The organism is Thioalkalivibrio denitrificans, assembly GCF_002000365.1.
In the GTDB taxonomy this organism is placed as follows: domain Bacteria; phylum Pseudomonadota; class Gammaproteobacteria; order Ectothiorhodospirales; family Ectothiorhodospiraceae; genus Thioalkalivibrio_A; species Thioalkalivibrio_A denitrificans.
The window spans coordinates 1-11295 of the sequence record NZ_MVBK01000125.1 but is presented as its reverse complement, the minus strand read 5'-3'; the positions used below and the strand labels follow the sequence as shown (position 1 = coordinate 11295).

General features: G+C 62.6%; 12 protein-coding genes. 6 read left to right on the top strand and 6 right to left on the bottom strand.

Annotated elements, in window-relative coordinates; genetic code table 11:
- Positions 1–78 precede the first annotated feature (78 nt).
- The gene (locus B1C78_RS16100; protein ID WP_175628343.1) at positions 79–1149 is read left to right on the top strand and encodes a lipocalin-like domain-containing protein; all 1071 of its coding nucleotides are present in this window, start codon (positions 79–81) and stop codon (positions 1147–1149) included.
- A gap of 174 nt (positions 1150–1323) precedes the next feature.
- Here B1C78_RS16100 and corA read toward each other — a convergent pair whose 3' ends face one another.
- Positions 1324–2397 (bottom strand): magnesium/cobalt transporter CorA, encoded by a 1074-nt coding sequence (corA, locus tag B1C78_RS16095; protein ID WP_077280187.1) that lies wholly within the window; start codon positions 2395–2397, stop codon positions 1324–1326.
- A gap of 358 nt (positions 2398–2755) precedes the next feature.
- Between corA and B1C78_RS16090 the strand changes: the two genes are divergently transcribed.
- Positions 2756–3469, top strand: coding sequence for an HAD family hydrolase (locus B1C78_RS16090; protein WP_077280186.1), 714 nt, complete (start codon positions 2756–2758; stop codon positions 3467–3469).
- Positions 3470–3560: 91 nt separating this feature from the next.
- On the opposite strand, the gene B1C78_RS16085 is transcribed toward B1C78_RS16090, so the two are convergent.
- Complete coding sequence (locus B1C78_RS16085) at positions 3561–6455, bottom strand: EAL domain-containing protein (protein ID WP_077280185.1); 2895 nt, start codon at positions 6453–6455, stop codon at positions 3561–3563.
- Between the two features lie 4 nt (positions 6456–6459).
- A complete protein-coding gene (locus tag B1C78_RS16080; protein WP_077280184.1) occupies positions 6460–7482 on the bottom strand; it encodes an ABC transporter substrate-binding protein in 1023 nt (340 codons plus the stop codon).
- A gap of 402 nt (positions 7483–7884) precedes the next feature.
- Between B1C78_RS16080 and B1C78_RS16075 the strand changes: the two genes are divergently transcribed.
- Together B1C78_RS16075 and B1C78_RS16070 are read left to right on the top strand one after the other, a co-directional pair.
- A complete protein-coding gene (locus tag B1C78_RS16075; RefSeq protein WP_077280183.1) occupies positions 7885–8184 on the top strand; it encodes a nucleotidyltransferase domain-containing protein in 300 nt (99 codons plus the stop codon).
- Positions 8181–8696, top strand: a complete 516-nt coding sequence (locus tag B1C78_RS16070) for a hypothetical protein (protein WP_077280182.1) — start codon at positions 8181–8183, stop codon at positions 8694–8696. Before B1C78_RS16075 ends, B1C78_RS16070 begins: the two co-directional genes overlap by 4 nt.
- A 121-nt stretch (positions 8697–8817) precedes the next feature.
- Here B1C78_RS16070 and B1C78_RS16065 read toward each other — a convergent pair whose 3' ends face one another.
- From B1C78_RS16065 to B1C78_RS16055, 3 genes are all read right to left on the bottom strand, one after another.
- On the bottom strand, positions 8818–9144 hold the full coding sequence (locus B1C78_RS16065; protein ID WP_077280181.1) for a type II toxin-antitoxin system PemK/MazF family toxin: 327 nt from the start codon (positions 9142–9144) through the stop codon (positions 8818–8820).
- Positions 9141–9353 carry an antitoxin MazE family protein gene (locus B1C78_RS16060; protein ID WP_077280180.1) on the bottom strand — a complete coding sequence of 71 codons (213 nt, stop codon included), beginning with the start codon at positions 9351–9353 and terminating at the stop codon, positions 9141–9143. Before B1C78_RS16060 ends, B1C78_RS16065 begins: the two co-directional genes overlap by 4 nt.
- Positions 9354–9481: 128 nt before the next feature.
- A complete protein-coding gene (locus tag B1C78_RS16055; RefSeq protein WP_077280179.1) occupies positions 9482–10240 on the bottom strand; it encodes a transposase in 759 nt (252 codons plus the stop codon).
- Positions 10241–10567: 327 nt separating this feature from the next.
- On the opposite strand from B1C78_RS16055, the gene B1C78_RS16050 reads away from it, so the two are divergent.
- Together B1C78_RS16050 and B1C78_RS16045 are read left to right on the top strand one after the other, a co-directional pair.
- Entirely contained in the window at positions 10568–10774 is a 207-nt protein-coding gene (locus B1C78_RS16050) for a hypothetical protein (protein ID WP_018952845.1), read from the top strand.
- Entirely contained in the window at positions 10755–11024 is a 270-nt protein-coding gene (locus tag B1C78_RS16045) for a type II toxin-antitoxin system RelE family toxin (protein ID WP_077280178.1), read from the top strand. The genes B1C78_RS16050 and B1C78_RS16045 overlap by 20 nt, the downstream gene beginning before the upstream one ends.
- Positions 11025–11295 lie beyond the last annotated feature (271 nt).

The window sequence follows — 11295 nt, the reverse complement described above, 5'->3', positions numbered from 1 at the left end:
CCCTCCCCCTCATGGGGGAGGGTTGGGGTGGGGGTGGTTTCCCTTGCCACTTGCCACTTGCTACTTGCTACTGCACTTATGCTCCTGACCGCATGTGCCCCGGATACTCCGCCGGAGAGCGTCGACGTCTCCGCGGCGTTGGGCGGTGACGATGTGGCGGGCTACCTGCGCGCCGATACGCCGCGAGAATTCAGCTTCCCCGAGGACCACGGGCCGCACCCGGGCTTTCGCAATGAATGGTGGTACGTGGTGGGCAATCTGGACAGCGAAGCGGGTCGGCGCTTCGGGTTCCAGATCACGTTCTTTCGTGTGGCGCTGACGCCCGATGTGCCGGAGAGCCCCTCCGCCTGGGCCACGGATCACGTCTGGATGGCGCACCTCGCGGTGACCGATGTTGGCTCGGGGGCGCATCACGCCTTCGAGCGTTTCGCCAGAGGCGCCGCGGGGTTGGCCGGGGCGGAACTCGATCCGTTCCGGGTGTGGCTGGAGGACTGGCGCCTTGTCGCACTGGAGGGCAACGACTTTCCGTGGCGGCTGCAGGCTTTCGAGAGCGACGCCGGCGTGGACCTGGTCTTCGATCCGCGCAAGCCGCCCGTGCTGCAGGGCGACGGCGGACTGAGCCAGAAGGGGGCGGGTGAGGGCAACGCCTCGTATTACTACTCCATGACCCGCCTGGATGCACGGGGCAGCCTGCGTATCGGCGACGAGGTCCATGAGGTTGCCGGCAGCGCGTGGCTGGACCGGGAGTGGAGCACCAGCGCCCTGGCCGAGGATCAGGCGGGATGGGACTGGTTTGCCCTGCAGCTGGATGACGATTACGAACTCATGTACTACCAGATGCGCCGAGAGGACGGCAGCGCCGACCCGTACAGCAAAGGCCTGATCGTGGCGCCCGACGGCGGCAGTAAACTCATCCGTCGCGAGGTCGTGAATCTGGAGGTGCTGCGCACCTGGCGCAGCCCCACCGGGCGCACCTATCCCGTGTCGTGGCGCCTGCATGTGGCACCGATGGGTCGCGAATTCGAGATCCGCGCCGTGCACGATGCCCAGGAGATGAACATGACCGTGCGCTACTGGGAGGGCGCAGTGGATGTGCTGGAGGACGGCGAGCCCACAGGCCGCGGTTATGTGGAACTGACAGGGTATTAGGAAAGGTTGAAGGATGAAGGATGAAGGATGAACGCCCTTCGGGCGAAGGTTGAAGGCGGAAGGTGGAAGGATGAATGAAACCCACCCCACCCTGGCCCTCCCCATGAGGGGAGGGGAAGTAAAGGGTTGGATTCTGGTTTCATTCAACCTTCATCCTTCAACCTTCTGCCTTTCCTAGAACCATCCTCTGCGCTTGAACGCATAGAGCATTCCGCCGGCGACCATGATCATGATCAGCCACACCAGCGGGTATCCGTAATAGGTGTAAAGCTCGGGCATGGACCAGGGGCTCTCCGGGTGCTCGAAGTTCATGCCGTAGACGCCCACCAGGAAAGTCAGCGGGATGAAGATGGTGGCGATTACCGTGAGCACCTTCATTACCTCGTTGAGCCGCTGGTTGACGCTGGAGATGTACACGTCCACGAGGCTTGCGGCCATTTCGCGGTAGGACTCCAACAGGTCCATGATGTGCACGGTGTGGTCGTAGACGTCGCGCAGGTAAGGCATGGTGGTGGCGTCGAATACGCCGGTGGCCTCGCGCATGAGCCGACCCAGTGCCTCGCGGGTGGGCCATAGCTGGCGGCGCAGCAGGAGGAGTTCTCGGCGCAGGTTGTGGATGCGCTGCAGGGTTTCACGTGTGGCGCTGGTGAGTACGCTTTCCTCCAGGTCCTCCAGCAGGCTGCCCAGGTTTTCCATGAGGGGGAAGGCCTGGTCCACCACGAGATCCATCAGGGCGTAGCCCAGATAGGGTGCGCCCATGTTGGCCAGATTGCGATTGCTGGTCTGCACGCGTCGGCGCACGGGCTCGAAGGGATCCTCCGGGCCGTTGTGAAAGCTCACCACGAAGCTGGTGCCCACGAACAGGTTGACCTGTTCCAGCACGATCTCGTCATCACGCCAGCGTGTCTGGTTGAGGATGATGACCACGTGATCGTCGTACACATCGGCCTTGGGGCGCTGCCCCGTGTTCGCCACGTCCTCCAGGGAGAGGGGATGCAGGCCGAACCAGTCACCGATCATCTCGAGTTGGGCATGGGAAGGGGCACCCTGCACATGGACCCAGGCGATCCGCTCGGCCGTGGCGGCATCCCAGCCTTCCAGGTCTAAGGCATCGGCGGAGCGCGCCCCGCCGTCACTGATCAGGAGTATCTCAAGCGACGCCCCTTCCGCCGGCGGACGTTCCGGGGAAACGAGTGTCCCGGGAGCAGTGCCGGGCGGATGGTAGGTCTTGCGGAAGATATCGATCATAGCGCGGCCTCACGGTTTGGCGACGATGGGTATCAGCATAGCGCGTTGGATGTGGGTGCCGTGGTTTCGGAATTGGCGGTTTCTTGCCACGATGCCCACGAAGAAAAAAGCGCTTCTCTCGCAAAGACGCGAAGCCCGCCAAGAAGGACGGATCATATAGAAGGGCGGGCCATGCCCGCCGCTTCGGGATTGATCGAGGCCCGTCGGCGCCCACGGGGCGCCCTATCACTTCGTTTTCCTTTGCGTGCTTCGCGTCTTTGCGAGAGGAATGCTTTGTTGAACAGCCTTTCAACACACCCGGGACGCATGGGATACCGCTTCCGGTATATCATGTTGCCGAACTTCAGTGCCCGCAATCATGCCTATCCGCTGCATCACCTTTGATCTGGACGACACCCTCTGGGACTGCATGCCCGTCATCGAGCGGGCAGAGCGTGTTTTTCACGACTGGCTGACGGTGCATTTCCCTCGCATCGCCACGCGCTACGACTACCCGGCCATGGTCGCGCACCGCAAGGAATGGTTCGCGCAGTATCCGGAACTTCACCACGACCTCACCACCCTGCGAAAGCGCTGGCTGGCGCAGCTTGCCCGGGAGGAAGGGTATGACGAGGGTCTAGTGGAGCCGGGTTTCCGGGTGTTCTGGGAGGCGCGCAACCAGGTGGCGTTGTATGACGATGTGCTTGATACGCTGGATCGCCTGAAAGGGCGATACGTCCTGGGCGCCATCACCAACGGCAATGCCGATGTGCACCATATCGGCATTGGCGGGTATTTCGACTTCTTCGTGACCGCCGCCCGGGCCGGTGCCGCAAAGCCCCATCCCGACATCTTCACCGCCGCGCTTGATGAGGCCGGCACGGCGGCCCGGGAGACCCTTCACGTGGGCGACGATCCCGTGCGCGACGTGATCGGCGCCGCACGCGTGGGCATGCACACGCTCTGGGTGAATCCGCAGGAATTGCCGGCCCCGGAAGGCTGCACGCCGGACGGCGAGGTGCGCTCCGTAGGCGAGGTGGTCCCGTGGGTCAACGGAAGGAGGAACGCCCTTCGGGCGAAGGTGGAAGGATGAAGGCAGAAGGTTGAATACACCCCCAAACTCCCCCTCCCACATCGGGAGCTTCGGGGTCTAGCGGTTTCATTCATCCTTCATCCTTCAGCCTTCATCCTTCCCGCAGGGCGACGCCCTGCGGGTCCAGCGGTTTCGGCCTGGCGATGCCATATCCCTGCGCATAATCCACGCCCAAGGCCTTCAGGCATTCCAGGATCTCGTCGTTTTCCACGAACTCGGCCACGGTGCGTATGCCCATAACGTGGCCGATGCGGTTGATGGCGTCCACCATGGCGTGGTCGATGGGGTCGGTGACGATGTCCTTCACCAGGCTGCCGTCGATCTTGAGATAGTCCACGGGCAGGTTCTTGAGGTAGCCGAACGACGATACGCCCGTTCCGAAGTCGTCCAGGGAGAACAGGCAGCCGCGGCCTCGCAGTTCGTTCATGAAATGCAGTGCCCGTGTGAGATTGGCGATGGCGGCCGTCTCGGTGATCTCGAAGCAGATGGCTTCAGGCGGAATGTGGTACTTCTCCAGCTGCTCGATGACGAAAGAAAGAAAGATGTCACTGCTGACCGAGGCGCCGGACAGATTGATGGCATACAGGCAGGCGGGTCTCACGGTGCCGGCGTGGTCGGTGCACTGTTCGCGAATGCGGTCTCCGTGCTCTCGGAAGAAGGTATGGATCACCCAGCGGTCGATGGCGGGCATCAGGTCGAAACGTTCGGCAGCGGGGATGAACGCCCCCGGCGGAATCAGGTCGCCGTCCTCGTTCGCCATGCGTACGAGAATCTCCATGTGTTCCCCGACCGGCCGGACGTCGGGGTCATGGCCCGTGTGGCGGATCTCTTGGCAATAGAGCCGGAAGCGGTCGTGACCCAGTGCGTCGGTGATGTGCGAGATGGCCCGCATCTCGCCCCGGCGCTGCGCCAACTCGGCATCTTCGGGGTGATAGACGTGGATGCGGTCCCGGCCCAGATCCTTGGCGGCATAGCAGGCCATGTCCGCCGCGCTGAGGATTTCGGACACATCCAGTGATCCGTTCTCGATCATCACCAGCCCGATGCTGATGCCCACCTGGAACGTGCTTTCCTGCCAACTGAAGCGGAACTCCCGCACCGTCTGACGCAGGTCATGGGCGATTTCCTGCGCCTTTTCCAGCGGGCAGTTCTCCAGCAGCACGCCGAACTCGTCTCCCCCCAGACGCGCCAGCGTGTCGCTCTCGCGCACCTTGCCCATGAGCATATAGGCCAGCTGCTTGAGCAGCTCGTCACCGGCACCGTGTCCGCAGGTGTCGTTGACCACCTTGAACTGGTCCAGGTCCATGTACAGCAACGCGTGCTGGTTCGGACGGTTGCGTGTCTGCGCCAGGATGTCTTTGAGGCGCATCTCGAACTCATAGCGGTTGTACAGGCCGGTGAGCGCATCGTGCGTGGCCTGCCAGGAGAGCTGCCGGGCCATCTGCCGGGTCTTGCTCACGTCGTGGAAAACGAGCACTACGCCCAGCACGTTTCCCTCGCGATCCCTGATCGGTGCGGCGGAGTCTTCGATGGCGCGGCTGGCGCCGTCGCGGCTGATCAGCACCGTGTGGTTGGTCAGCCCCACCGTACGCCCTTCGCTCAGGCAGGTCTCCACCGGGCTCGGCGCCGGCTGCAGGGTGAACTCGTTGAAGATGCGAAAGACCTTGTTCAGCGGCTGACCGGTGGCCTCGTCGGTGGACCATCCGGTGAGTTCCTCCGCCACGGGGTTGAGATAGGTGATCACTGCCTCGTGATCCGTGGTGATGACCGCATCACCGATGGAGTGCAGCGTGACCTGGGCGCGCTCCTTGGCCTCGAACAGGGCGGCTTCCGCCTGCTTGCGGTCGGTGACTTCCTGCACGGTGCCGCGCAGGCTCACGATCTCACCCTCGCTGTCTCGCTGTGCCTCGCCCTGGGAGTGCACATGGCGTTCAAGGCCATCGGGAAGGATGATTCGGTGGTCAAACGTATAGGGGATGCCTTGTGTGCGGGCCTTGTCGATGTGCGCTAGCACCATGGCCCGATCGTCGGGATGGACGGCCTCGCAATAACGCTCGAACGTCGGTTTGAAACTGCCGGGTTTCTGCCCGAAGATCCGGTAGACTTGGGCGGACCAGTTGATCTCGCCGGTGGCGGGGTCCCACTGCCAGTCGCCCATCCGGCCCATGGCCTGCGCGCGGCGCAGGCGCTGCTCGCTGCGGGTCAGCCGGTCCCGGGCCTGCTGTATCTCTCCGGCCATGCGGTCCAGGGCCTCCCCCAGGCGCGCCAGTTCGTCGTGACCCGAGAGCCCTGTGCGCACCTCGAGATCACCCCTTCCCAAGCTGCGCGTCACGCTCAGCAGCCGGTTCATGCGCCGTGTGACCAGCAGGTGGACGATCCCCCACGCCAGGATGGCCAGCCCCAGGAGCAAGGCCGCGAACGCCAGTGCCTGTTGCTCGACTACGCGCTGGGCGGCCTGATGACGATGTGTCAGATCCGCCTGCACCACCAGCAGTCCCATGCGATCCGGGCGCAGCCCCCCTTCCTCGCTGCCCAGTACGATGGGATAGAGGCCCAGCAACCTGCTGCCGTCCTGTACAGCCCGGACCTCGCCCGAGGTGAGCTGGTCCGGCCTGTCCATGTAGTCGAGTGTCGGCCGCAGCCATTGCGGATGCAGCAGTCTGTCCAGCAGCGGTGCCCCCGGGACCCCCGCCTGGGCGCGGCGCATGGAGCCCAGTACACGCGCGTTCTGATCCAGCAGCAGGGCCAGGGTCAGATGGGGTTCGACACTCAGTGCCGCCATCTCCTCCTCGACGCGCGCCACATCGCTCCTTCTATACAGATACTCGATATGCTCCTGCAGGCGGTTCATGAGACGGCGCAGTGCCTCGGTCTCCGTATTCACCACCTGTACATGCACGGCGGTCGAGCCGGTCTGATAGGAAACAACGCCCGCGAACAGGGCCAGTCCGACCAGCAGCGCGGGGATCAGGTAGCGAAGGGGCATCGCGTCAGGGACTCTCGAGCGCGGCTGCCAGGGGCGCAGGCTCGATCAGGCCGGAGAGGTCCACGGGGCCGGGCAGCAGGCCGGCCGAGATCATGAAACGCTTGATGTCCTCCATGGTGGTCTGGAGGGGCGGCGGATCCCCGGACAGCAGTTGCAGGTTTCTCGCAGGCTCCGGCAGATCGAGCCCGGTGAGGTTTTCCCGGAACTCGTCCGGCGACATCCTGAGCCTCGGTGCCATCCGCACGGCGGCATCCCGGGGATGTTCCGCGATGTGGTTCATCGCGCCGGTCCAGCCCGCCACCAGGGCATTGACCGCCTCGGGCGCCCGTTCCAGCACCCTGGCCCGCACGATGAGCACGTCCACGATCTCCCCCGGAATCGAGCTGCTGTCGAAGAGCTTGATGGCGCCCATCTCGTCGAGCTGTCTCGGGCTCAGGTTATAGGTGATGAGAGCATCCGCGCGACCCTCGCGAAAGGCCTGGGGGTGCTCGGCCAGTTCCATCGGCACGACCGTCACCTCGTCCCGGTCGATGCCTGCGAAGAACAGCACCCGGCTGAGGAAGTAGGCCCCCAGCGCCGTGTTCTCCACGCCGATGCGTCGGCCACGCAACCCGGCCAGCGACTCCACCTCGGGGCGGGCGACCACCATGTCGACCCCCTGCGAAAAACTCAGCGTCGCCAGAATCCGCGGGTTGTAGCCTTCGCGCGCGAGGATGAGCACCTCGTCCAGGGTCAGGGCCGCACCGTCCACCACGCCGTTGCGGTAGGCCCGAAGCGTCTGGGATCCCGGCGCGTACTCCACCAGGCGCACCGTGTCCTCGTCCAGCAACCCGAGGTCGCGGGCCAGGTAGAGGGGTTCGTAACCGGCGAATTGGCCCGCCGCGATGCGCAGTGGCTCCGGCGGCGCCGGCGTGCAGCCGCCCAGTGCGAGCCCGAGGATCAGGGCCAGCAGGGTGCGCGGGAAGATTCGGCCGAGCCGGAAGGCATGAACGGAAGCGAGAACTCCGTGCGTGTCGGCCACAGCCATGGATCCGGTGTCCGGGAAACGGATGTACCTATAACATGCAGTGAAAAGTGCCTTTGGGCAAGAGCTTGGGGGTGGGTCATGGAGGCTGCGGAACCTCGAAGCTCAGGAAGAGAAAGCACAATTTTCTCTCGCAAAGCCGCGAAGCGCGCCAAGAACCCCCAAGGGATCTCCTTTCATAAAGCATTAGGATTTTCTTTGCGTGCTTGGCGGTCTTGGCGAGAGACATGCCGTTGGCGGTGTCCGGTGCGCCCGATGGAACCGGGTTCAGCCACGAAGCACACGAAGCACACGAAGCACACGAAGGTCTCTGAACATTAAACCCTTCGTGCCCTTCGTGAGCTTCGTGGTTCTGCGCCTTTTTGCTACTATTTCGGGCATATAGATTCGAGCCCGTTGACGTCAATGCGCCTGACTGCACGACAGATCGAAGTTATTCGGGAAAAGGTCCACGCACTACTGGGCGAGGATGCGCGGGTGCGCCTGTTTGGTTCCCGTGTGGACGATTCGGCCCGGGGAGGGGACATTGACCTGTTCGTGGAGGTCGATCGCGTTCTTGACAACCGGGCTGCCAGTGCCAGTCGTCTGCAGGCGGAACTGCAGCTCGCACTGGGTGATCAGCGCATTGACGTGGTGCTGGTCGACCCTCGGACACCGCGTCTGCCCATCCACCAGGTTGCCGCCCGGGACGGAGTGCGGCTGTGACCGCCCCGGATCTGTCGCGCCTCGCGTTCCTGCTGGACACAGTTGAGAGGGAGGGTCGTCACCTGCTCGGAACCACCGGGAGATTGTTCTCCCATCGGATCGATGGCACATGGGTCCGGAATCTTGAGGATGAGCCGGAGTTGGCCGAGCGTCTGGATGCCTTTGTCGCCCGTTTTGGCCGCATGCAGGATACTCTCGGAGAAAAACTGATCCCCGAATTGCTGCGCCAGATGCAGGAGACTCCGGGCGCGGCCCTGGACAACCTCAACCGTATGGAGAAGCTGGGTCTCCTCGAGTCCGTGGTGGACTGGATCGAGGCGCGAAATCTGCGCAACCGCCTCGTGCACGAGTACATGCGTGACCCGGACGAGTTCGCCTCTGCCCTCAACCGCAGCCGGGAGCTGGTACCCCTACTTTCTGACACATACAACAGGATCAATACCTATGCCCGGGATAGACTCCCCGGCAAGGCATCCGATTGGCCGCCCCTGTTGGACACATCTTCGATCTGAAGCGTTTCACCACGAAGATCACAAAAAGAAAGAAAAATTTGTCTCGCGAAGCCGCGAAGTGCGCCAAGAACCCCCAAGGGATCTCCTTTCAACGCGCCTGACTGCCTCAATCCCCCGGGTTCTATTTGACGATACCCAGAAAGACCGCAAGGCTGCGGTCGATCTCGACCAGGGTGTCCTTGTCCAGCGCTCCAAAGACCGCCCCGACCTTGGATCTGGGGATGGTCATGGCCTTGTCGACCATCACCTGGGAGGTTTTCTGCAGGCTGTTTGTGTCGGAGGGCTCGATGGTGATACGAAACAGCGGGGTGTCCCGCAGTTCGCTCGTGACGGGCAATACGGTCACGGAAGGGTGGTTGTCGAAGAAGTCGGACTGAATGACCAGGGCAGGTCGGGGCTTGCCGTAGTCCCCCTGCATGGCAACGGTGATCAGATCACCCCGTTTCACCGCCAGCCTTCGGTATCCGTCGACGCCTCGATCCAGTCGAGCACATCCTTCTCGTGCGCATCGTCAAGCAGCATGGCCGATTGGCGGTGGCATTCCTCGGCAAACGATGGGCGGCGGGTATCCGGTACCCAGAGCTGAACCGGACGCAGGCCCGCCTTGCGCAGGGCATTGCGCCGCTTTTGTACGCGTGTGGCGATGTCTGTGCCCATGGCTATCCACCTGCCGGCGTTGTTACATGTAACAGTGTAGTAAGGGCCAGCGTGGCGTGCAAGGGCAGCGGGGTCGGACCATGACAACTGCCTGTTCTTATGGACATTGCTGCCCGAAAACGCCTCGATTAGCGTCTTAGAACCCCAATTTTTGGCCCATAATCGGCCGTGTAATCAGGAGGGGCCTCGCGAACACAGGCCCTGTCGTCCACCACCTCGATCGCACGCTTGCGTGCACCGACGCCCAGCGCATCATGGACGCGCTTCACGTAGCTCAGGCTCCCGACCGCCAGTGCTTCCGTCCATAGCTCATCGCGTCCGACACGACCGGATCGCAAGGCCTCCTCTACCCATTGGCGGTGGGAACGCCTCAGTTCCTCCGCGGTCCGTATCTCCAGCACTTCCAGCAGTGCCTGCTGGTCAATGGTGCGGTACCGGTCGGGCGGTGACTGGATCTCCCGGTACCCGCTCAGCTCCCACTCCGACGGATGCGCCACCACGCCCGCCCGAACCATGTTCAGGTCGATATACACGAGGCACCGCGTGAGATGCTCGCCGGTCTCAACCGCAGTCGCGTGGTAGCGATCCTCCCAGAATGCACCCTTGCGTCCCTTGCGCTGATTGAATGCCTGGCCAATGCGGCCCGCGATCAGCTGCATCGCAGGGGCGATCTCGCCGCGCCCCTGATCGCGCACCAGCAGGTGGATGTGATTGGAGGTGACGATGTAGTTGAGCACGCACAGGCCGTAGCGTTTGCGGGCTTCATAGAGCCAGTAGCGCCAAAGCCTTCGGTCGCGGGCAAACTTAAGCAAAAACTCCCGCTTGTGGCAGCGATGGGTGATGTGCCAGACATGGCCCGGCAGGAAGTGGCGATTCGCGCGCGGCATGGGTTCCCTCCTTGGAACGTCCGTTTGGGGGCGGAAACTGAGGCTTTAAGGCCGTATTACAGCCGATTTTCTGGCTCTTTATCAAGCGAATCAGGCGGTTGCCGTGGTCCGACCCGGTCATCCTCATCCCTCGAGATCCCCTTTCATAAAGCATTAAGGTTTCCTTTGCGTGCTTGGCGGCTTCGCGAGAGATATCCTGCCCCGTTCGGATGGACAGAATCGGGAAACTTGCTGAATAATGGCACAGCCCAAGCACGTGCTCCTGTGCCTGTGTCTCGGAGCGATGAGCGAGTCCGGCATCCGCGATCAAGTTTCGAGGTCCTTGCGATGATTGAATTGAAAGATATCCATCCTCAGTTCATCACGGACGAGAATGGCCGCAAGACTTCCGTCGTACTCCCCATAGACGCATTCGAAGCCCTGATCGAGGATATCGAGGACCTGGCCGTGGTTGCGGAAAGGCGGGATGAGCCGACGGTGTCTCATGAAGAGATGGTTGCAGAGCTGAAAAGGGATGGCCTCATACAGGATTGAATGGAAGCAGTCGGCCAGGAAGGAATTGAGAAAGCTTGATCGGCCCCTTGTCTCGCGGCTACTCAAAGCTATCGAGCCCTTGGCCAAGGAACCCCGTCCGCCAGGTAGCAGGAGGCTTCTCGGGAGCGATCATACCTACCGGATCAGGGTCGGGGAGTACCGAGTCGTCTATTCGGTCCTCGACAGTATTCTGATCGTTCAGATCGTTGCCGTAGGACATCGCAGGCAGATCTATCGAAGGCTCCCGTAACGGGGAAGAAGCCCATCCGCATTGCCTGGTGGCCTTGCTAGAGACAGGCCCGAGTTGGCGTTCGCTAAGTTCGGTAAACAGGTATTCATCCACGATGCGCACGAAGGGCACGAAGAGAACGAACAGTTTTCTCTCGCAAAGCCGCGAAGCGCGCCAAGAACTCCCAAGGGATCTCCTTTCATAAAGCATTAAGGTTTCCTTTGCGTGCTTGGCGGTCTTGGCGAGAGACATGCCGTTGGCGGTGTCCGGTACGCCCGATGGAACCGGGTTC